Below are 21,150 nucleotides of genomic sequence, written 5' to 3'. Positions count from 1 at the left end.
GTCGTTCCGTTCCTGCGTCAGTCGTTGAGCGTAAGCGACAGCACCTTCACGACCAGCTCCGAATAGCTGATGCCGATCGAGCGCGCGGCCTTCGGCGGCAGCGAGTGGTCGGTCATCCCGGGGGCCGTGTTCACTTCCAGGAAATACGCGTTGCCGGCGGCGTCGAGCATGAAGTCCGCCCGGCCCCAGTCGGTGCAGCCGAGCACGTCGAACGCGCGGCGCGCGATGCGCTTCAGTTCCGCTTCCTGTTCGGCGGGCAGCCCGCACGGAATCAGGTACTGCGTGTCGTCGGCGACATACTTCGCGTGGTAGTCGTAGAACTCGCCGGCCGGCACGATCTTGATCAGCGGCAGGTCGAGATCGCCGGCGATGCACGCGGTATATTCGCCGCCGCCTTCGATGCTCTTCTCGACGATCACGATCTTGTCGTGCGTCGCCGCTTCCGACAGTGCGGCGGGCAACGCGTCGGCCGTCTTCACCTTCAGCACCGCGACGCTCGAGCCTTCGCTCGCCGGCTTCACGAACAGCGGCAGGCCGAGCTTCGCGACGATGTCCGTCGCGCGCGCCGCGTAGTCGTCGCCGCGCATCACCGTCTCGAACGGCGGCGTCGGCACGCCCGTCTGCTGCCACACGAGCTTCGTGCGGAACTTGTCGAGGCCGAGCGCCGAGCCGAGCACGCCGCTGCCCGTGTAGCGGATCCCGTAGAAATCGAGTGCGCCCTGGATCTGGCCGTTCTCGCCGTAGCCGCCGTGCAGCGCGTTGAACGCGCGCACGAAGCCTTCGTCCTTCAGCGCCGACAGCGGCCGCTCGGCCGGGTCGAACGGATGCGCGTCGACGCCCGCGTCGCGCAGGCCCTGCAGCACGAGGCGGCCCGAGGTGAGCGACACCTCGCGCTCGGCGGATTCGCCGCCGAACAACACCGCCACCTTGCCGAAACGTTTCGGATCGATCCCGCTCATGTCATGCCTTCTGTTGAGTGTGTTGCACGAGCTTCGCCGGCACGCCGCCGATCGAACCCGCGCCCATCGTGATCACCACGTCGCCGTTCTGCGCGACCTTCGCCAATGCATCCGGCACGTCGTCGACCGTCGCGACGAACACCGGGTCAACCTTCCCCACCGCGCGCAGCGCACGCGACAGCGCGTCGCCGTTGGCCGTCGCGATCGCCGCTTCGCCCGCGGCATAGACTTCCGTCAGCACCAGCGCGTCGACCGTCGACAGCACGTTGACGAAATCGTCGAAGCAGTCGCGCGTGCGCGTGTAGCGGTGCGGCTGGAACGCCAGCACGAGGCGGCGGCCCGGGAACGCGCCGCGCGCGGCCGCGATCGTCGCGGCCATCTCGACCGGGTGGTGACCGTAGTCGTCGATCAGCGTGTACTGGCCGCCGTCCGCGCTCGGCACCTCGCCGTAGCGCTGGAAGCGCCGGCCGACGCCGTTGAATTCCGCGAGCGCCAGCTGGATCGCGTCGTCCGCCACGCCGAGATCGGTCGCGATCGCGATCGCCGCGAGCGCGTTCTGCACGTTGTGCAGGCCCGGCAGGTTCAGCACCACCGCGAGCGGCGCACGGCCTTCGCGGATCACCGTGAAGTGCATGCGGCCGTCGCGCGCGTCGATGTCTTCCGCGCGCACCTGCGCGTCCGGCGACAGCCCGTAGCGCACGACCGGCTTCGAGATGAACGGGATGATCTGCCGCACGTTCGGATCGTCGACGCACACCACCGCGCTGCCGTAGAACGGCAGGCGCTGCGTGAACTCGATGAACGCCTGCTTGAGCCGCGCGAAATCGTGGCCGTAAGTGTCCATGTGATCGGCGTCGATGTTCGTGATGACTTCGATCACCGGATACAGGTTCAGGAACGACGCGTCCGACTCGTCGGCCTCGGCGACGATGAAGTCGCCCGTGCCGAGCCGCGCGTTCGCGCCGGCGCTGATCAGCCGGCCGCCGATCACGAAGGTCGGGTCCAGCCCGCCTGCCGCGAGCACGCTCGCGACGAGGCTCGTCGTCGTGGTCTTGCCGTGCGTGCCGGCGATCGCGATGCCCTGCTTCAGGCGCATCAGTTCCGCGAGCATCACCGCGCGCTGCACGATCGGCACGCGCTGGCTACGCGCGGCCAGCACCTCGGGGTTGTCCGAGCGCACGGCCGTCGATACGACGACTGCGTTCGCGCCCTCGATGTTCGCCGCGTCGTGGCCGATCGCGATCCGCGCGCCGAGCGCCTCGAGACGATCGGTCACCGCGTTGCGCGACAGGTCGGAGCCGCTGACCTCGTAGCCGAGGTTGACGAGCACTTCGGCGATGCCGCTCATGCCCGCGCCGCCGATCCCGACGAAATGAATGTGTTTGACGATGTGTTTCATTGCAGTTTTTCCAGGTTCGCGCCGGCCGCCTTCGCGCAGACACGCGCGACTTCGTCGGTGGCCTCGGGCTTCGCCAGCGAGCGCGAACGCTCCGCCATGTCCGCGAGCGACACCCGCGACTGGCCGCGCAGCCAGTCGGCGAGCAGTTCCGCCGACAGGTCGCGTTGTTGCACCAGCACGGCCGCGCCCGCATCGGCGAGGAACGCGGCGTTGGTCGTCTGGTGGTCGTCGACCGCGTACGGGAACGGCACGAACAGCGCCGCCACGCCCACCGCCGCGATCTCCGACACCGTCATCGCGCCGGAACGGCAGATCACCAGATCCGCCGCCGCGTACGCGCTCGCCATGTCGTCGATGAACGGCACGAGCCGCACGTCTTCGCCGGCCGCGAAACCGGCCGCTTCGTAATTCGCCTTCAGCGCGTCGATGTGCTTCGCGCCGGCCTGGTGCACGACGCGCGGGCGCTCGTCCGGCGTCAGCAGCGCCAGCGCGCGCGGCACGACTTCGTTCAGCGCGGCCGCACCGAGGCTGCCGCCGACGACCAGCACGTTCAGCGGGCCGCTGCGCGACGCATAGCGTGCTTTGGGCGGTTCCGTGTGCGCAAGTTCCGCACGAATCGGGTTGCCCGTCCATTCCGCGTGCGGCAGCGCGCCGGGAAACGCGACGAGCACGCGTTTGGCCAGTTTCGCGAGCACCTTGTTAGTCAGGCCCGCGATCGAATTCTGTTCGTGCAGCACGAGCGGACGACCCGACAGCGCGGCCATCACGCCCGCCGGGAACGTGATGTAGCCGCCCATCCCGAGCACGACGTCGGGCCGCACGCGGCGCAGTGCGCCGAGGCTCTGCCAGCATGCGCGCAGCAGGTTGAACGGCAGCGTCAGCTTGGTCTTCAGGCCCTTGCCGCGCAGTCCGCCGAAGCGCACGTATTCCATCGGAATGCCGTGCTTCGGCACGAGCGTCGCTTCCATCCCGGCCGGATTGCCGAGCCACACGACGCGCCAGCCCGCCGCTTCCATCCGGTGCGCGACCGCGAGCCCCGGGAACACGTGGCCCCCGGTGCCGCCTGCCATCACCATCAGCGTGCGTCGCGACGCGGTCATACCTTCCCTCCCCGCATCAGGACGCGATTTTCATAATCGACCCGCAGCAGCACCGCGAGCGCGACACAGTTCAGCAGGATGCCCGAACCGCCATAGCTCACGAGCGGCAGCGTCAGGCCTTTGGTCGGCAGCAGGCCGAGGTTCACGCCCATGTTGATGAACGTCTGCGCGCCGAACCAGATACCGATGCCCTTCGCCGTCAGGCCCGCGAACGTGCGATCGAGCGCGAGCGCCTGGCGGCCGATCTCGAACGCGCGGCGCACGATCCAGTAGAACAGCAGGATCACGACCATCACGCCGACGAAGCCGAGTTCCTCGCCGATCACCGCGAGGATGAAGTCGGTATGCGCTTCGGGCAGGTAGTTCAGCTTCTCGACGCTGCCGCCGAGGCCGACGCCGAACCACTCGCCGCGCCCGAACGCGATCAGCGAATGCGTGAGCTGGTACGCCTTGCCCTGCGCATACCGTTCGTCCCACGGATCGAGATACGCGAAGATCCGCTCGCGACGCCACGGCGACAGCCATACGAGCATCGTGAAGGTGCCGACCGCCGTCGCAACCAGGCCGCCGAACAGCTTGCCGTTCACGCCGCCGAGGAACAGCACGCCCATCGCGATCGCGGCGACCACCATGAACGCGCCCATGTCCGGCTCGAGCAGCAGCAGCGCGCCGACGAGACCGACCGCGAACGCCATCGGCAGAAAGCCTTTCGCGAAGCTCTGCATGTACTCCTGCTTGCGCACCGTGTAGTTCGCCGCGTAGATCGTCACCGCGAGCTTCATGATTTCCGACGGCTGCATGTTCGTGATGCCGAGCGGAATCCAGCGGCGCGCGCCGTTCACGCCCTTGCCGACGTGCGGGATCAGCACGATCACGAGGCCGACCAGCGCGATCAGGAAGAGATGCGGCGCGTATTTGTCCCAGGTCGACACCGGCACGCGGAACGCGATCACCGCCGCGATGAACGCGACGACGAGCGACACGCAGTGGCGCATCAGGAACGCGTAATCGTGATACGACGCGTATTTCGGCGAATCGGGCATCGCGATCGACGCCGAATACACCATCACGACGCCGAGCCCGAGCAGCGCGATCGCGACCCACAGCAGCGAGTAGTCGAAGTCGAGCATCCGGGAGCGGCTCGGCCGCACGCCGTTGACGACGCTCGCGAGGCCGCCGGTCGCAGCGCGCGTAGCGGACGCGACGCGGCCGCCGGCGGCATTGCCGCCGGTGTCGCGCCGGTCGTTGAAACGGGAGACGAGGCGATCGGACCAGCTCATGGCGTCGCTCCTTTGTCGATGGCGACTTCATCCACCGCCGCGCGGAACACCTCCGCGCGATGGGCGTAGTTCCTGAACATGTCGAGGCTCGCGCACGCGGGCGACAGCAGCACCGCATCGCCCGGCTCGGCGAGCTCGGCGGCGGCACGCACCGCGCCTTCGAGCGTCGCGTGGTCCGCGAGCGGCACGCCGGTTTCGGCGAGCGTGTCGCGAATCGCCGGCGCGTCGCGGCCGATCAGCATCACCGCACGACACCAGCGTGCGACCGGCGCGACCAGCGGCGCGAAATCCTGCCCCTTGCCGTCGCCGCCGGCGATCAGCACGATCTTCTGCGCGAGCCCGTCGAGCGCGGCCACCGTCGCGCCGACGTTCGTGCCCTTGCTGTCGTCGACGTAGTCCACGTCGTCGATCGTCGCGATCACTTCGACGCGATGCGCCTCGCCGCGGTATTCGCGCAGCGCGTGCAGCAGCGGCGCTGCGGCCAAGTCGATCGCACGCGCGAGCGCGAACGCGGCCAGCGCGTTCGCCGCGTTGTGCAGCCCGCGGATGCGCAGCGCGTCGACCGGCATCAGGCGCTTCTGCGCGATGTCGGGCGTATGCGCGCCGTCGCGCTTGCGCCGGCGGGTCGTCGTCGTTTCGTCCGGCGCGTCGCGGTCGACCGCTTCGACCAGCCACGCGATGCCGTTGTCGCGCGACAGCCCGTAGTCGCCGTCCTGCACCGGTTCGTTCAGGCCGAACGTGACCGTGCGCGCCGCATCGGCCGCGCCGGCGGCCGGCGCGAACTTCATCACGGCCGCGTCGTCGCGGTTGAGCACGCGCGTCGTCGTCGCGCCGAAGATCCGGCCCTTCGCGGCCGCATACGCGTCGAAGCTGCCGTGCCAGTCGAGGTGATCCTGCGTGATGTTGAGAATCGCGGCCGCGTCGGGTGCGAACGTGCGCGCCGTCTCGAGCTGGAAGCTCGACAGTTCGAGCACCCAGACGTCGGGCAGCGCGGTCTCGTCGATCGCGCCCGCGAGCCGGTCGAGCATCGCCGGGCTGATGTTGCCGGCGACGGCGACCTTCTTGCCCGAACGCCGGCACAGCAGGCCCGTGAGGCTCGTCGTCGTGGTCTTGCCGTTGGTACCGGTGATCGCGAGCACCTTCGGCTGGTAGCCGCTCGTGCCGAGCGCGCGCAGCGCCTGCGCGAAGAATTCCAGTTCGCCCCAGACCGCGATCGCGCGCTCGCTCGCGGCTGCGATCAGCGCCGCCAGCGCCGGTTCGAGCGGCGACAGGCCGGGGCTCAGCCCGACGATCTCGACGCCGCCGTCGAGCAGCGCGGGCGTGAACGGCCCGCCGACGAACTCCGCATCGATGCCTTCGGCCTGCAGCGCGGCAAGGTTCGGCGGCGCCTCGCGGGTATCGGCAATACGCAGCCGGCACCCGTGCCTCGCGCACCACCGCGCGATCGCGAGACCCGATTCACCGAGCCCCAGTACGAGCACCATCGGCCGCTGCCGATCTCCAAACATCTCGCCAGACATCCTTGTTACCTTTCCTTTACCGCAGCTTGAGGGTGGACAGACCGAACAGGCACAGCATCAGCGTGATGATCCAGAAACGCACCACCACCTGCGTTTCCTTCCAGCCGGACAATTCGAAATGGTGATGCAGCGGCGCCATCTTCAGCAGGCGCCGCCCTTCGCCGTAACGCTTCTTCGTGTACTTGAACCACGACACCTGCAGCATCACCGACAGCGTTTCCGCGACGAAGATGCCGCCCATGATGAACAGCACGATTTCCTGGCGCACGATCACCGCGACCGTGCCGAGCGCGCCGCCGAGCGCCAGCGCGCCGACGTCGCCCATGAACACCTGCGCGGGGTGCGTGTTGTACCAGAGGAACGCGAGCCCTGCCCCGCCCATCGCCGAACAGAAGATCAGCAGTTCACCGGCGCCCGGGATGTGCGGGAACAGCAGGTATTTCGAATAGACCGAGCTGCCCATCACGTACGCGAACACGCCGAGCGACCCGCCGACCAGCACGACCGGCATGATCACGAGCCCGTCGAGGCCGTCGGTCAGGTTCACCGCGTTGCTCGCGCCGACGATCACGAAATACGTCAGCACGATGAAGCCCCAGACGCCCAGCGGATAGCTGATCGACTTCAGGAACGGCAGCATCAGGTCGGCCCGCGCCGGCAGCCCCATCGACAGGCCGCTCCTCACCCACGCCATGAACAGGTCGAACACGCGCACGTTGTTCGCCTCGGACACGCTGAATGCGAGGTAGACCGCCGCGAACAGCCCGATCACCGACTGCCAGAAATACTTTTCGCGCGACGACATCCCGCGCGGGTCCTTGTAGACGACCTTGCGGTAGTCGTCGACCCAGCCGATCACGCCGAAGCCGAACGTGACGAGCATCACGATCCAGATGAAACGGTTCGTCAGGTCGCCCCACAGCAGCGTCGCGACCGCGATGCCGATCAGGATCAGCACGCCGCCCATCGTCGGCGTGCCGGACTTGACGAGATGGCTTTGCGGGCCGTCCTTGCGCACGGCCTGCCCGACCTTCATTTGCGTCAGCTTGCGGATCACCCACGGTCCGCACACGAGCCCGATACCGAGCGCGGTGATGGTAGCCATCACCGCACGGAACGTCAGGTACGTGAACAAGCGCAAAAAGCTTGCGTCTCCCTGCAGCCATTGCGCCAGCGCCAGCAGCATGCTTCCTTCCTTCTACTCAGTGTGCGGCGGGCACCGTGCCCGCCGCGGGTTGGTTCGTCAGCGCGTCGACCACGCGCTCCATCTTCATGTACCGCGAGCCCTTCACGAGCACCGTCGCCCGCGCGCCATAGCCCGTCGCGAGCAGCGCCGTCACCAGCGCGCCGACGTCGCCGAAGTGGCGGGCCGTCTCGCCGTACGCCGTGCACGCATCGCGCGACGCATCGCCGAGCGCGAACAGCGCATCGATGCCGCGCTCGCGCGCATACGCACCGATCTCCCGGTGAAACGCCGGGCCTTCGTCGCCGACTTCACCCATGTCGCCGATCACCAGCACGCGCGGCGCCGGATGGGCAGCAAGCACGTCGATCGCCGCACGCATCGAATCGGGGTTCGCGTTGTACGTATCGTCGACGACCGTCGCGCCCGCGAGGCTGCCGGCGATCGCCTGCTTCACCTGGAGCCGGCCCTTGACCGGTTCGAACGACTCGAGGCCCTGCTTGATCGCCGACAGTTCGACACCCGCGCCCAGCGCCGCGGCCGTCGCGGCCAGCGCGTTGCGCGCGTTGTGCTCGCCGAGCGCACGCAACCGCACCGTGACGGCGCCAGCCGGCGTGTCGATCGCGAGTTCGCCGCCGTGAAGGCGACCGACGACCTGTGCATCGTTCTGCCGTTCGGCGTCGTGCAGTGCGAAATCGAGGATCCGGTTGCCGGTCGCCGCGACGCGCCAGATGCCCGCGTACGCATCGTCGGCCGGGAACACCGCGACGCCGTCCGGCGGCAGCGCGTGGATCACGGCCGCGTGTTCGAGCGCGACGGCTTCGACCGTCGCCATGAATTCCTGGTGTTCGCGCTGCGCGTTGTTGACGAGCGCGACCGTCGGCGCGGTGAGGCGCGCCAGAACTTCGGTCTCGCCCGGGTGGTTCATGCCGATCTCGATCACCGCGAGGCGATGCGCGGTCGACAGGCGCAGCAACGTCAGCGGCAGCCCGACGTCGTTGTTCAGGTTGCCGGCCGTCGCGAGTCGCGCGTCGGTACCGACCGCCGCGGCGAAGATCGACGCGATCATTTCCTTGACGGTCGTCTTGCCGTTGCTGCCCGTCACCGCGACGAGCGGCAGCGCGAATCGTTTGCGCCAGCCGTGCGCGAGCGCGCCGAGCGCGGCACGCGTTTCACCGCCTTCGATCGCCGGCATCGCGAGGCCCGCTGGCACGCGTGCGACGAGCGCCGCCGACGCGCCGCGCGCGGCCACGTCGCCGAGGAAGTCGTGCGCGTCGAAGCGCTCGCCCTTCAGCGCGACGAACAGGTCGCCGGGGCCGACCGTGCGGCTGTCCGTCGACACGCGCTCGAACGTGGTGTCCGGATCGCCGTGGACGGTGGCGCCGGGAATCAGGCGGGCGGCTTCGCCCAGACTGAGCATCGTCATTCGCCGCCTCCCTTGCCGTGCGTCGCGCGTGCCGCGAGTGCGAGCCGCGCGTGATCCTGATCGGAGAACGTGCGCTTCTTGCCCATGATTTCCTGCGTTGCCTCGTGCCCCTTGCCGGCCAGCACGACGACATCCTCGCGGGCGGCGCCGCGCACGGCCTGCAGGATCGCGCTCGCGCGATCCTCGATGCGGCGTGCGCGATCGGGCGCGGTCATGCCCGCGATGACCTGGTCGATGATGCGCTGCGGATCCTCGCTGCGCGGGTTGTCGCTCGTGACGACGACTTCGTCGGCGAGCCGCTCGGCGATCGCGCCCATCAGCGGACGCTTGGTCGCATCGCGATCGCCGCCGCAGCCGAACATGCAGACGAGCCGGCCGCCGCGCGCCGCCGCGATCGGGCGCAACGCGTCGAGCGTCTTCTCGAGCGCGTCGGGCGTATGTGCATAGTCGATCACGACCAGCGGTTCATCGTTCGCCAGCCGGCCGCCAAGGCGCTGCATGCGGCCGTTGACGGACTCGAGCCGCGCAATCTCCGCGACCGCCGCGTCGAACGGCAGGTCGGCCGCGAGCAGCGAGCCGAGCACTGCGAGCAGGTTGCTGACGTTGAACGTGCCGAGCGTGCCGACCTCGATGTCCGCGTCGCCCCACGACGAGCGCAGGCGGAATGCCGTGCCGGTAGCGGTCGCGCGCACGTCGAGCGCGACCAACTCGCGATCGGCGTCGGCCGCGTGCACGTCGCCGATCCCGTAGGCGATCGTGCGCACGCGGCCGGCCAGCTTCTCGAGCAGGCGGCGGCCGGCTGCGTCGTCGCGATTGACGACCGCCGCGCGCAGGCCGCGCCATGCGAACAGTTTCGACTTCGAGGCTTCGTACGCATCGAACGTGCCGTGATAGTCGAGGTGATCCTGCGTGAGGTTCGTGAACACGGCGATGTCGAATGCCGTGCCGTTCACGCGGCCCTGGTGCAGCGCGTGCGACGACACTTCCATCGCGACGGCCTTTGCGCCCGCGTCGTGCAGTTGCGCGAGGCTGCGCTGCAGCTGCGGCGCGTCCGGCGTCGTGAAGCCGGTCGGCACCAGCTGCCCCGGCATGCCGCTGCCGAGCGTGCCGATCAGCGCGCACGGCTGGTGCAGCGCCGTCAGCGCGGCCGCGATCCAGTGCGTGCACGACGTCTTGCCGTTGGTGCCGGTCACGCCGATGGCGAGCAGGCTGTCGCTCGGGTCGCCGTACCAGCCGCTGGCGATCTCGCCGGCCAGCTGGTCGAGCGCCGGCACCGCGAGTGCGACGGGTGCGGCCGGCGCAGCTGCGAGGCCTTCCGGCTGATACAGCACGGCGGCCGCACCGCGGGAAACGGCCTCGGCAATGAAGGCGCGATTGTCTGCCCCGTCGACCGCATAGCCGAGAAACACGTCGCCTGCCTGCAGGCTGCGCGTGTCGGCATGCAGTTGCGCCGCGGGGGCCACATGCTGGCGCAGCCACGCAAGCGCGGCCGCGATCTGCTGATGCGCCGGATGGGAACTGCGAGCGGCGCTCATCGAACAACTCCTGGTGAATTACGTGTCGTGCTGGATACGATCATATGCTTCGCACCGCCGCCGGCGGCGAGCTTTTGCGGGCCCGTCTTGGCGGGCGTGCCCGGCGTGTCGTCGGACACGACCAGTTGCTTGATCGGCATGTTCGGCGGCACGTTCAGCGCACGCATCGTGTCGCCCGCGATCGCCGAGAATACGGGGCCCGACACCTGGCCGCCGAAGTGGCTGCCGGCGGTCGGCTCGTCGACCGACACCGCGATCACGACGCGCGGATTCGGCATCGGCGCCATCCCGACGAACGACGCGCGGTACTTGCGCGTGTAGCCGTGACCTTCATGCTTGTACGCGGTACCGCTCTTGCCGCCGACCCGATAACCCGGCACGGCCGCATCCGGCGACGTGCCGCCCGGCGCGACCACCGTCTCGAGCATCGCGCGCACTTCGCGCGCGGTGGTCGGGTTGAACACCTGCGTGCCCACGATCGGCTGATTGGGGTCGGTCTTGAAAATGGTCACGGGCATCAGCTCGCCGTCGTGCGCGATCGCCGTGTAGGCGCGCGCGAGCTGGAACAGCGACACCGACAGGCCGTAGCCGTACGACATCGTCGCCTGCTCGATGCGCCGCCAGTTCTTCCACGGACGCAGGCGGCCGGCCACCGCGCCCGGGAACCCGACCTTCGGCGCCTGACCGAGGCCGATGCTCGTATACATATTCCACATTTCCTCGGGCCGCATCGTCATCGCGATCTTCGTCGCGCCGATGTTGCTCGACTTCTGGATCACGCCGCCGACCGTCAGCGTGCCGAAACCCGCGTCGTCGGTGATCGGCGCGCCGTCGAGCACGAAATGCCCGTTGCCCGTTTCGACGAGCGTGTTCGGCGTCACGCGGTGCAGGTCGAGCGCGAGCGACACCGTAAACGGCTTCATGATCGAGCCCGGCTCGAACACGTCGGTCATGATCCGGTTGCGCAACTGCTCGCCCGTCATGCGCGAACGGTCGTTCGGGTTGTACGTCGGATAGTTGACGAGCGCGAGCACCTCGCCGGTACGCACGTCGACCACCATCGCCGCGCCGGCCTTCGCCTTGAACTTCTCGACGGCGGCCTTCAGGTTCGCATACGCGATGTACTGGATCTTGCTGTCGATCGACAGGTCGACGTCTGTCCCGTTGTGCGGCGGAATCTGCTCGGCGACGTCCTCGACGATGTGCCCCATCCGGTCCTTGATCACGCGGCGCACGCCGGACGTGCCGGACAGCATCTTCTGGTCGCCGAGCTCGACGCCTTCCTGCCCTTCATCCTCGACGTTCGTGAAGCCGATCAGGTGAGCGGTGATCTCGCCTTCCGGATAGAAGCGCTTGTATTCGTTGCGCTGATAGACGCCGGGGATGTCGAGCGCGGCGACCTTGTCCGCGATGTCGATCGGCACCTGGCGCTTCACGTAGACGAAACCCTTGTCTTCCGACAGCTTCACGCGCAGTTCCTTCGGCGTCATGCCGAGGAGCTTTCCGAGCTGATTGACCTTGTCCGCGCCGAGATCGTCCGGCACCGCATCCGGAATCGCCCAGATCGCGCGCACGGGCAGGCTCGTCGCGAGCACGAGCCCGTTACGGTCGAGGATCTTGCCGCGCGTGGCCGGCAGCTCGATCGTGCGCTGGTAGCGGCTTTCGCCCTGCTTCTGATAGAACGCGTTGCCGGGCCCCTGGATCCAGAACGCCCGCGCGGCCAGCGCGACGAACGCCATGAACAGCAGGAACACGACGAATTTCGAGCGCCACATCGGCAGGTGCACGCCGAGCACGGGGCTCGACGAGAATTTCACGTCCTGACGCTTTTGTGCCGGCTTCATCGCGCGCCTCCCCCGCCCTTGGCGGCCGTCTCGGCCGAAGCCGGAATCGGTGCGTCGATCGCCTTCACGGCGCCCGGCGGCAGCGTCAGGTATTGGGTGCGACCCGTCGTGATCGCCTGCATCTTCAGCGAATCGTTCGCGAGTTGCTCGATACGCGACGTCTTCGACAGCGCGCTCTGCTGATATTGAAGCTGCGCGTAGTCCTGCTGGAGCTGACGCTCCTGCGACTGCGCGCGCTGCAGCTGGATGAAGATCTGGCGCTGCTGGTTCGTCGAGTTGACGACCGACAGCGCGCAGCCCATCACGATGATCAGCAGGAAGATATTGAAGCGGCTCATGGCGTGACGCGCTCCGCGATGCGCATCACGGCCGACCGGGCGCGCGGATTCGCGGCAACTTCCGCTTCGCTCGGAAACTGGCGGCTGATGATCTTGAGCGGCGGGCTCGGGAGGTCGACGGCACGGATCGGCAGGCGACGATCGACCGCAGGCGCGCTCGCGTGCGCCTGCATGAATCGCTTGACGATCCGGTCCTCGAGTGAATGAAAGCTGATGACCACCAGCCGCCCCCCTTGCTCCAGCAACGACAATGCCGCGTCTAGTACGACTTGCAGGTCCGCAAGCTCTTGATTGACGTGAATCCGTATAGCCTGAAAGGTGCGGGTTGCCGGATCCTTGCCCTTCTCACGGGTTTTGACGACGTTACCCACGATTTGGGCAAGCTCGCCCGTGGTGTCGAGAGGCCCAAGACGGTCGGACTCTGCCCGGCGAGCAACAAGCGCCTTTGCAATCTGAAAAGCAAACCGTTCTTCCCCATAATCCCGTATCACCTCCGTCAATTCCTGCACCGAAGCCCGCGCGAGCCACTCGGCCGCCGACTCGCCGCGCGTCGGATCCATTCGCATGTCCAGCGGGCCATCCGCGCGAAAGCTGAAGCCGCGCGCCGGATCGTCCACCTGCGGCGAGGACACGCCCAGGTCCAGCAACACACCCGACACCTTCTCGACGCCGCGCGCCGCAAGCGCGTCGCGCATCGATGCAAAGCTGTCATGCACGATCGAGAAGCGCGCATCCTCGATGCGCTGCGCCGTCTCGATCGCCCTCGGATCCTTGTCGAACGCGATCAGCCGGCCGGCCGCCGCCAGCCGCGCGAGCACCGCGCGGCTGTGACCGCCGCGCCCGAACGTACCGTCGACATAAATGCCGTCCGGCCGCGTCACGAGCGAATCGACCGCTTCGTCCAGAAGCACGGTCCGATGCTGCAATTCGTTTCCCATCGCGGGCGTCTCCGTCACCGCAATCAGAACGTGAAATTCTTCAGCGCGTCGGGCATGCCCTGCGCCATCGCTGCCTGCTCCTTCGCGATGTAGGTCTGTGAATCCCACAGCTCGAAGTGACTACCCATTCCCAACAACATGACTTCCTTTTCCAGTCCGGCCGCCATCCGCAGCTCGGGCGATACGAGAATCCGGCCCGCGCTGTCGAGATCGACATCCATTGCATTGCCGAGAAAGATCCGCCGCCACCAATGTGCATCCATCGGCAGCGCGGCGATCTTGGCGCGGAATACCTCCCATTCGGGGCGCGGAAACAGCAACAGGCAGCCGTCCGGGTGCTTGGTCACAGTCACCCGTCCTTCTGCCTGTCCTTGCAGCGCTTCGCGATAGCGAGCCGGCACCGACATCCGCCCTTTCGCATCGAGCGTCAGCGCCGACGCCCCTTGGAACACTTTCCGCTCTCCCGTTCAGGGCACCGAAGCACCCGCTCAACGCTCAAGAATTTAGCCCGAATAGCCCGCCAAATCACACAAAAATACACTTTCTCACACTGTCTCCCACTTTAGAGGAAGGGTTTGGCACGGTCAAGGGAGCGGCCCGGTTTTTTGACGAATTTTGTTAGTTAGAACAAGGACTTACGCGCACATGCTCATGCGGCCCCTCATACCAAAAACCGTTATAAATGAATGAGCTAGTGCAACTTGTGAAGGTGATACGTGAGAAAGGCGGGCCAGACTGGCGTGCGGACGGGGCTTTCGGGGGCGGGAAAACGCGGAAAAAACGGGCGGTATCGATGGGTGACGGAGGTGGGCGGCGTCATGCGCCGCCCACCTCCGAATGTCACAGATAGTATGCAGTCCGCGTCATGACTTTCGACGCGGCGCGCATCAGCATCCGCGCGGGCAGCGGCAGTTCGATCCCGCCGGCATCGGTCGCGGCCTTGCCGTGCTTCACCTCGTCGAGCCGCATCTGCTCGACGATCGCGCGCGACGCCGTGTCGGTCGCCGGCAGCTCGGACAGGTGCCCGTCGAGGTGGCTCTCGACCTGACGCTCCGTCTCCGCCATGAAGCCGAGGCTGACCTTGTCGCCCAGCGTGCCGGCGACGACGCCGATCGCGAGCGCGCCGGCGTACCACAGCGGGTTGAGCAGGCTCGGACGCGAATCGAGTTCCTTCAGCCGATGCGCGGTCCACGCGAGATGATCCTCCTCCTCGCGGGCGGCTTCCTCGAACATCGCCTTCGACGACGACGAGCGCGCGGTCAGCTTCTGCGCCTGATAAAGCGCCTGCGCACAAACCTCGCCGACGTGGTTCACGCGCATCAGCCCGGCGGCATGCGTGCGCTCCGCGGGCGTCAGTTCGCCGGCCGGCGGCTCCGCCGGCGCGGGCACCGGGCGGCTCATCCGGCTAATGCCGGTCAGCGATCGCAGGCCGCGATCGAATTCGCTGATCAGTTCGTCCAACACCATCCTGTTCTCCTGGCTGCGTGCGCTGCCGCGAGCGGCAACGGCACGTGCTCCGCTACGTAACCGACTTGATTATTCAGCGGAAATTGCGGTTAACCCGTGATTTTAACCATTGTTGCATAAAGGAAACATGGCAACCTTGAGCCACGGCATTTCGCTTTGTCGGAAAAATCGGCTTTGCTACATTACGTGCGACTTCTTGCGAAGTTGATGGGGCCCGTCAACACACCATAACTATCCGCCCCGCCAAAAAAATTCAGTGATTCTTGGAGATCCGTTAATGAAAAAGTCGCTTCTCGCGCTCGTCGCGCTGGGCGCGTTTGCTGGCGCTGCACATGCGCAAAGCAGCGTGACGCTTTACGGCATCATCGATGAAGGCTTCATCTTCAACAACAACGCCAAGGGCGGCCACCTGTACGGCCTGGCAAGCGGCGTGATGCAAGGCAGCCGCTTCGGCCTGCGCGGCACCGAAGATCTGGGCAGCGGCCTGAAGGCGATCTTCGTGCTCGAGAACGGTTTTGACGTCAACTCCGGCAAGCTCGGCCAGGGCGGCCTGATGTTCGGCCGCCAGGCTTACGTCGGCCTGTCGAGCCAGTACGGTACGGTCACGCTGGGTCGCCAGTACGACTCCGTCGTCGACTTCGTCGGCCCGCTCGAGGCAGGCGACCAGTGGGGCGGCTACATCGCCGCTCACCCGGGCGACCTCGACAACTTCAACAACGCTTACCGTGTGAACAACGCGGTCAAGTACACGAGCCCGACCTACGGCGGCTTCTCGTTCGGCGGCCTGTACAGCTTCGGCGGTCAAGCCGGCCAGTTCTCGAAGAACCAGGTCTGGTCGCTCGGCGCCGGTTACAACAACGGCCCGCTGGTGTTGGGTGTCGGCTACTTGAACGCACGTACGCCGGCGAACTTCGGCGGCATGTTCAACACGGGCGCGTCGGCTGCGGCGACGGCCGTGTCGTCGCCGGTCTACGGCGCGTATGCGAACAGCGCGAACACGTACCAGGTCATCGGTGCGGGCGGCGCATACACGTTCGGCGCAGCGACGATCGGCGCGACGTACTCGAACACGAAGTTCAAGGGCTTCTCGGTCGGTCCGTTCGTGAACCAGACCGCGACCTTCAACAACGGCGAAATCAACTTCAAGTATCAGCTGACCCCGGCATTGATCGTCGGCGCGGCGTACGACTACACGCAAGGCAGCAAGATCGACGGCAACTCGGCAGCCAAGTACCACCAGGGCTCGCTGGGCGTCGACTACTTCCTGTCGAAGCGTACGGACGTCTACGTGATCGGCGTGTACCAGCATGCATCGGGCAACACGCTCGACTCGGCAGGCAACGTCGTTCAGGCACATGCTTCGATCAACGGTCTCGATCCGTCGACGACCAGCAACCAGGTCGCAGCGCGTGTCGGTATCCGTCACAAGTTCTAATCAGCTTGCCTGACAAGCCGCAGCATCTTGAAGGCGCCTTCGGGCGCCTTTTCTTTTGGGGCTGCGAAGCGGTGTGCGGTGTGCGGTGTGCGGTGTGCGGTGTGCGGTGTGCGGTGTGCGGTGTGCGGTGTGCGGTGTGCGGTGTGCGGTGTGCGGTGTGCGGTGTGCGGTGTGCGGTGTGCGGTGTGCGGTGTGCGCGGAATGATCGACGGGTAACGCGCTCTTGGCGACGAATCGTTCGCGATGCTGACTCGACACGAACGCCGCCGTTTGCCGATCCGGCATGCAACGAGGTGCCGCCCCGTTCGAATCGAATCGGCTGCGGACAGCCAGACCGGAGCGCTCCGCCCGCCGCGGCGTGCCCGGACGAACGCGCGCCGTTCCGATATGGCGCGGCAGCCCCGATGCCGCACCACAAACAAAGGAGCCCGGCACAGACCGGGCTCCTTCGTTCGACTTGAGTGTTACGCGCGTCCGTCGCGCAGCTCGCGCCGCAGGATCTTGCCGACGTTCGTCTTAGGCAGCTCCGTGCGGAACTCGACGAGTTTCGGCCGCTTGTAACCGGTGAGCCGCTCCTTGCAGTACGCGAGGATGTCCTTGTCGGTCAGCGCCGGATCCTTCTTCACGACGAACAGCTTCACGGCTTCGCCCGAGTGCTCGTCCGGAACACCGACCGCCGCCACCTCGAACACCCCCGGATGCGACGCCACCACGTCCTCGACCTCGTTCGGATACACGTTGAAACCGGATACCAGGATCATGTCCTTCTTCCGGTCGACGATCTTCACGTAACCGCGCGCGTCCATCACGCCGACGTCACCGGTCTTGAAGAAACCGTCCGCGAACATGACCTTCGCGGTTTCTTCCGGGCGGTTCCAGTAGCCGGCCATGACCTGCGGCCCGCGGATGCAGATCTCGCCCGGCTCGCCGAGCGCGACGTCGTTGCCGGCGTCGTCGCGGATGGCAATTTCGGTCGACGGCAGCGGCAGGCCGATCGTCCCGCTGTACTCGGTCGCCGTCACGGGGTTGCAGGTCGCGACCGGCGACGTTTCGGACAGGCCGTACCCTTCGATGATCGCCGTTTGGGTCTTCTCGTACCAGCGCTTCGCGACGCCTTCCTGGATCGCCATGCCACCGCCGTTGGCGATCACGAGCTTCGACAGGTCGAGCTGGTTGAATTCGGGATGGTTCAGCAGTGCGTTGTACAGCGTGTTGACGGCGGGAATCGTCGAGATCTGGTATCCCTTCAGTTCCTTGATCATGCCGCCGATGTCGCGCGGATTCGGAATCAGGATGCCCATGCCGCCCGTGCGCATCGTCAGGAAGCCGCAGACCGTCAGCGCGAACACGTGATAGAGCGGCAGCGCGACAACCGTCACGAATTGCTTCACCTCCGGGTACTTCGCGTGCGCGGGATGGTGCCAGGCGCCGGCCTGCAGCACGTTCGACACGATGTTCCGGTGCAGCAGCGTCGCGCCCTTCGCGACACCGGTCGTACCGCCCGTGTACTGGAGGAACGCGACGTCGTCTGGGCCGAGCTTCGGCGGTTTGAAGGTCTGCCGCGCCCCTTCGGACAGCGCGGCCTTGAAGCGCGTGAACGACGGGAGCTGCCAGGCCGGCACCATCTTCTTCACGTTGCGTACGACGTAATTGACGAGCCAGCCCTTGATGCCCAGCAGGTCGCCCATCGACGCGACCACGACATGCTTGACGGCGGTATTGGCGATAACGGCCTGCAACGTCGACGCGAAATTCTCGAGAATGACGATCGCCTCGGCCCCGCTGTCCTTCAGCTGATGTTCGAGCTCGCGCGGCGTATAGAGCGGGTTGACGTTGACGACGGTGTAGCCCGCGCGGAGCACGGCAACGATCGCCACCGGGTACTGCAGCACGTTCGGCATCATGAGCGCGACCCGTGCGCCGCGCTTCAGGCCACGCGACTGCAGCCACGCGCCGAACCGGCGCGACAGTGCATCGAGTTCGCCGTACGTGATGCTCTTGCCCATGCAGACGAACGCCTTGCGGTCGCGATACTGCCTGAAGCTCTCGTCGAGGAGATCCGGGACGGAAGGATATGGAGACGCGTCGATTTCGGCTGGAACGCCGGGTGGGTACGATTTCAGCCAAATTTTGTCCATACCGCGCGTCTCCTCACTGATTTTCGAATGGTCGTGCTAAAACGCATCGTAGCGGCTCGCCCGTCCTGAGACAACAGGGTTAGATGTCCACTTCGAACTTTCGAACGCATTCGTCCGATCATATCTGGAAGTTCCGTCAAGTCCGCTCAACTTCCACCAAACAATCGTAAAAGGTCGCCGAGTTGCCGAGGTCGGTCAGCGCCTGGCTCGTCACTTCGTTCGCGTTCCGACCGTCCACCGACAATTTCTTCCACCAGATCGACAGTCCGACGACGAGCCCCGCCCGCGCACGATCGGTCACTCTTGCGACCGCCTGCATCGATCCGCGGTCGTTGAATATGCGTACGACGTCGCCCTCCGCGATGCCGCGCGCATCGGCGTCGGCCGGGTGAATATCGAGATGCGGCTGGCCTTCCGTGCTGCGCAGGCTGTCCACGTTCACGAACGTGCTGTTCAGGAAGTGCCGGGCCGGCGGCGAAATCATCGCGAGCGGGTAGCGGGCGGCAAGCTCAGGCGCCGCCTCCGCCGATTCGAACGGCGGCAGGTAATCGGGCACCGGGTCCATGCCCATCTGCTCGAGTCGCGCGCTGTAGAACTCGCATTTGCCGGACGGTGTGCGAAAGCCGCCATTCGCGAAAGGCGCGTCCGCAACCTTGAGCTTCAGCCAGCCGGCACGCTTCAACGTCTCCCAGTCGCTGTCGAGTGCCGGATCGTCCCAGCGAAGCGCCGCCTGCGCGACCTCTTCGTCGCTGTGATAAAGCGCGGGCTCGTCCAGCCCCATGCTGCGCGCGATGCCGCGAAAGATTTCGGTGTTCGGTCGTGCGTCGCCGACCGGCGGAATCGCCGGCAGATTCGCCATCACATAGGTGTGGCCGTACGACTTGTGGACGTCGAGATGCTCGAGCTGCGTCGTGGCCGGCAACACAATGTCGGCGAAGTCGACGGTATCTGTCTTGAAGTGCTCGAGAACGACCGTGAACAGGTCTTCGCGCGCGAACCCGGCGGCGACTTTCGACGAGTCGGGGGCAACCGCAACCGGATTCGAGTTGTAGACGATCACTGCTTCGACCTTCGGCCCGAAAGTCGCGTCGCCCGGATGCAGCAGTGCATCGCCGATGGCATTCATGTTGATGATGCGCGGCAGTTTCTGCGGCCAGCCGGGCATCAGATCGGGGCGCAGCAGCGCCGCCTGATTGACCGGTGCAGATTCCGACGACGACAGCAGCAGTCCGCCGGCCCGGTCGCGCCACGCGCCCGTCAGCGCAGGCAGGCTCGCAATCGCGCGCACGGCGTTGCCGCCCCCGCGCACGCGCTGCATGCCGTAATTGAGGCGGATCGATGCCTTGCGGGTCGCGCCGTAACGACGTGCGAGTTCGATCAGTTCCGACGCCTCGATGCCGCAGATTTGCGCGACACGCTCCGGCGGATAGGACAGGGCTCGCGCCTTGAGCGCATCGAAGCCGAGCGTATGGCGTGCGATGTAGTCGTGATCGAGCAGATCCTCGGTGATCAGCACATGCATCATGCCGAGCGCGAACGCTCCGTCGGTGCCCGGTTTCAATGCGATGTGCTGATGGCATTTTTCTGCCGTCAGCGAGCGGTAGGGATCGATTGCGACGAGACGGGCACCGCGACGCTTGGCTTCCTGCGCACGGGTCCAGAAATGCAGGCTGGAGGCGATCGGGTTGGCGCCCCAGATCAGGATCAACTCGCTTTCATCGAAATGCTCGAGATGCATGCCGACGCTTCCGCCATACGTATAGCGCAACCCTGCTGCGCCGGCCGCCGCGCAGATGGCCCGCTCGAGCCGGGACGCACCGAGTTTATGGAAGAACCGCTGGGCGATGCCTTCGCCCTGCACGAGCCCCATCGTTCCCGCGTAGCTGTACGGCAGGATCGCCTCCGGCGCGCGCGCGGCGATTTCGCCGAGACGACGACCGATCTCGTCGAATGCTTCGCTCCAGCTGATCGGCACGAAGCGCCCTTCTCCCTTCGCGCCCACGCGCTTGAGGGGCACAGTGAGTCGGTCGGGATGATGAACGCGGTCGGCGTATCGGCTGACTTTCGTACACAGCACGCCTTGCGTCGGCGGATGGTCGGGATCGCCCGCGACCTTGATCGCCCGACCGTTTTCGACGGTCACACGCATTGCGCACGTGTCCGGACAATCGTGCGGGCATACGGCCCGAGCTATCTGAGTGGCGGCGTTCATCGTTCTGGATGCTACTGGGATGGAGATTCGCAAATTCTACGTGGCCGCGCCGAATAAGGCGTCATTTCGCACGAGTTTCCGGCCTATTTGGCGAAAAAGCGGTGGCGGCGGATGGCTAATATCGATACGGGACGAACTTTGAAAAGTCGGTGCGACGATACAAGTGTGGTGCGGGTGTGAACGGTGCCGGGCCCGCGGCTTCGCCGAGTTCGCGCGAGTCGATCATCGACCGAAGATAGGGCGAATGGTCCTGGACGATGGAAAGTGGGTATGCGTTGCGGCTTGAGCAACAAACGGGGCAGATTCGAGGCCGGTGACCGCGCATTTCTGCGCTGCAAATGCAAAAACCCCCGCCTTTCGGGCGGGGGTTTCTGGC

At 66.4% G+C, this 21,150-nt stretch carries 16 protein-coding genes; 1 reads left to right on the top strand and 15 read right to left on the bottom strand.

The window, feature by feature from the left end:
* Positions 1-17 precede the first annotated feature (17 nt).
* From U5A56_RS00080 to coq7, 13 genes are all read right to left on the bottom strand, one after another.
* Positions 18-959: a D-alanine--D-alanine ligase gene (locus U5A56_RS00080; protein WP_040143319.1), complete on the bottom strand. Its 942-nt coding sequence runs from the start codon at positions 957-959 to the stop codon at positions 18-20.
* Between the two features lies 1 nt (position 960).
* Entirely contained in the window at positions 961-2,358 is a 1,398-nt protein-coding gene (gene murC / locus U5A56_RS00075; RefSeq protein WP_044844234.1) for a UDP-N-acetylmuramate--L-alanine ligase, read from the bottom strand.
* On the bottom strand, positions 2,355-3,458 hold the full coding sequence (gene murG / locus U5A56_RS00070; protein WP_321920661.1) for an undecaprenyldiphospho-muramoylpentapeptide beta-N-acetylglucosaminyltransferase: 1,104 nt from the start codon (positions 3,456-3,458) through the stop codon (positions 2,355-2,357). Before murG ends, murC begins: the two co-directional genes overlap by 4 nt.
* Complete coding sequence (gene ftsW / locus U5A56_RS00065) at positions 3,455-4,738, bottom strand: putative lipid II flippase FtsW (RefSeq protein ID WP_044844236.1); 1,284 nt, start codon at positions 4,736-4,738, stop codon at positions 3,455-3,457. Before ftsW ends, murG begins: the two co-directional genes overlap by 4 nt.
* Entirely contained in the window at positions 4,735-6,246 is a 1,512-nt protein-coding gene (murD, locus tag U5A56_RS00060) for a UDP-N-acetylmuramoyl-L-alanine--D-glutamate ligase (RefSeq protein ID WP_321920660.1), read from the bottom strand. The genes ftsW and murD overlap by 4 nt, the downstream gene beginning before the upstream one ends.
* Before the next feature lie 28 nt (positions 6,247-6,274).
* Complete coding sequence (gene mraY / locus U5A56_RS00055) at positions 6,275-7,444, bottom strand: phospho-N-acetylmuramoyl-pentapeptide-transferase (protein WP_006752439.1); 1,170 nt, start codon at positions 7,442-7,444, stop codon at positions 6,275-6,277.
* A 16-nt stretch (positions 7,445-7,460) separates the two neighbouring features.
* The gene (locus U5A56_RS00050; protein WP_321920659.1) at positions 7,461-8,867 is read right to left on the bottom strand and encodes a UDP-N-acetylmuramoyl-tripeptide--D-alanyl-D-alanine ligase; all 1,407 of its coding nucleotides are present in this window, start codon (positions 8,865-8,867) and stop codon (positions 7,461-7,463) included.
* Positions 8,864-10,402, bottom strand: coding sequence for a UDP-N-acetylmuramoyl-L-alanyl-D-glutamate--2,6-diaminopimelate ligase (locus tag U5A56_RS00045; RefSeq protein WP_044844239.1), 1,539 nt, complete (start codon positions 10,400-10,402; stop codon positions 8,864-8,866). Before U5A56_RS00045 ends, U5A56_RS00050 begins: the two co-directional genes overlap by 4 nt.
* Positions 10,399-12,246: a peptidoglycan D,D-transpeptidase FtsI family protein gene (locus U5A56_RS00040; RefSeq protein ID WP_044844240.1), complete on the bottom strand. Its 1,848-nt coding sequence runs from the start codon at positions 12,244-12,246 to the stop codon at positions 10,399-10,401. Before U5A56_RS00040 ends, U5A56_RS00045 begins: the two co-directional genes overlap by 4 nt.
* Positions 12,243-12,584 (bottom strand): cell division protein FtsL, encoded by a 342-nt coding sequence (ftsL, locus tag U5A56_RS00035; RefSeq protein ID WP_044844241.1) that lies wholly within the window; start codon positions 12,582-12,584, stop codon positions 12,243-12,245. The genes U5A56_RS00040 and ftsL overlap by 4 nt, the downstream gene beginning before the upstream one ends.
* Positions 12,581-13,522: a 16S rRNA (cytosine(1402)-N(4))-methyltransferase RsmH gene (gene rsmH / locus U5A56_RS00030; RefSeq protein WP_044844251.1), complete on the bottom strand. Its 942-nt coding sequence runs from the start codon at positions 13,520-13,522 to the stop codon at positions 12,581-12,583. The genes ftsL and rsmH overlap by 4 nt, the downstream gene beginning before the upstream one ends.
* A 23-nt stretch (positions 13,523-13,545) precedes the next feature.
* Positions 13,546-13,974: a division/cell wall cluster transcriptional repressor MraZ gene (mraZ, locus tag U5A56_RS00025; RefSeq protein WP_006400450.1), complete on the bottom strand. Its 429-nt coding sequence runs from the start codon at positions 13,972-13,974 to the stop codon at positions 13,546-13,548.
* A 388-nt stretch (positions 13,975-14,362) separates the two neighbouring features.
* Positions 14,363-14,989: a 2-polyprenyl-3-methyl-6-methoxy-1,4-benzoquinone monooxygenase gene (gene coq7, locus U5A56_RS00020; RefSeq protein WP_124488218.1), complete on the bottom strand. Its 627-nt coding sequence runs from the start codon at positions 14,987-14,989 to the stop codon at positions 14,363-14,365.
* Between the two features lie 277 nt (positions 14,990-15,266).
* Between coq7 and U5A56_RS00015 the strand changes: the two genes are divergently transcribed.
* Positions 15,267-16,424 (top strand): porin, encoded by a 1,158-nt coding sequence (locus tag U5A56_RS00015; RefSeq protein WP_044844243.1) that lies wholly within the window; start codon positions 15,267-15,269, stop codon positions 16,422-16,424.
* 464 nt (positions 16,425-16,888) lie between these two features.
* On the opposite strand, the gene U5A56_RS00010 is transcribed toward U5A56_RS00015, so the two are convergent.
* Together U5A56_RS00010 and U5A56_RS00005 are read right to left on the bottom strand one after the other, a co-directional pair.
* Positions 16,889-18,562: a long-chain fatty acid--CoA ligase gene (locus tag U5A56_RS00010; protein ID WP_257768783.1), complete on the bottom strand. Its 1,674-nt coding sequence runs from the start codon at positions 18,560-18,562 to the stop codon at positions 16,889-16,891.
* Between the two features lie 136 nt (positions 18,563-18,698).
* The gene (locus U5A56_RS00005) at positions 18,699-20,774 is read right to left on the bottom strand and encodes a molybdopterin oxidoreductase family protein (RefSeq protein ID WP_321920658.1); all 2,076 of its coding nucleotides are present in this window, start codon (positions 20,772-20,774) and stop codon (positions 18,699-18,701) included.
* Positions 20,775-21,150: the final 376 nt, after the last annotated feature.

This window comes from Burkholderia sp. BCC1998, from assembly GCF_905339875.1.
In the GTDB taxonomy this organism is placed as follows: domain Bacteria; phylum Pseudomonadota; class Gammaproteobacteria; order Burkholderiales; family Burkholderiaceae; genus Burkholderia.
This window is presented reverse-complemented; position numbering and strand designations above follow the sequence as displayed.

Coding starts and splice junctions, on each gene's coding strand:
- U5A56_RS00080 (WP_040143319.1), bottom strand. CDS start 959: ATGAGCGGGATCGATCCGAAACGTTTCGGCAAGGTGGCGGTGTTGTTC.
- murC (WP_044844234.1), bottom strand. CDS start 2,358: ATGAAACACATCGTCAAACACATTCATTTCGTCGGGATCGGCGGCGCG.
- murG (WP_321920661.1), bottom strand. CDS start 3,458: ATGACCGCGTCGCGACGCACGCTGATGGTGATGGCAGGCGGCACCGGG.
- ftsW (WP_044844236.1), bottom strand. CDS start 4,738: ATGAGCTGGTCCGATCGCCTCGTCTCCCGTTTCAACGACCGGCGCGAC.
- murD (WP_321920660.1), bottom strand. CDS start 6,246: ATGTTTGGAGATCGGCAGCGGCCGATGGTGCTCGTACTGGGGCTCGGT.
- mraY (WP_006752439.1), bottom strand. CDS start 7,444: ATGCTGCTGGCGCTGGCGCAATGGCTGCAGGGAGACGCAAGCTTTTTG.
- U5A56_RS00050 (WP_321920659.1), bottom strand. CDS start 8,867: ATGACGATGCTCAGTCTGGGCGAAGCCGCCCGCCTGATTCCCGGCGCC.
- U5A56_RS00045 (WP_044844239.1), bottom strand. CDS start 10,402: ATGAGCGCCGCTCGCAGTTCCCATCCGGCGCATCAGCAGATCGCGGCC.
- U5A56_RS00040 (WP_044844240.1), bottom strand. CDS start 12,246: ATGAAGCCGGCACAAAAGCGTCAGGACGTGAAATTCTCGTCGAGCCCC.
- ftsL (WP_044844241.1), bottom strand. CDS start 12,584: ATGAGCCGCTTCAATATCTTCCTGCTGATCATCGTGATGGGCTGCGCG.
- rsmH (WP_044844251.1), bottom strand. CDS start 13,522: ATGGGAAACGAATTGCAGCATCGGACCGTGCTTCTGGACGAAGCGGTC.
- coq7 (WP_124488218.1), bottom strand. CDS start 14,989: ATGGTGTTGGACGAACTGATCAGCGAATTCGATCGCGGCCTGCGATCG.
- U5A56_RS00015 (WP_044844243.1), top strand. CDS start 15,267: ATGAAAAAGTCGCTTCTCGCGCTCGTCGCGCTGGGCGCGTTTGCTGGC.
- U5A56_RS00010 (WP_257768783.1), bottom strand. CDS start 18,562: ATGGACAAAATTTGGCTGAAATCGTACCCACCCGGCGTTCCAGCCGAA.
- U5A56_RS00005 (WP_321920658.1), bottom strand. CDS start 20,774: ATGAACGCCGCCACTCAGATAGCTCGGGCCGTATGCCCGCACGATTGT.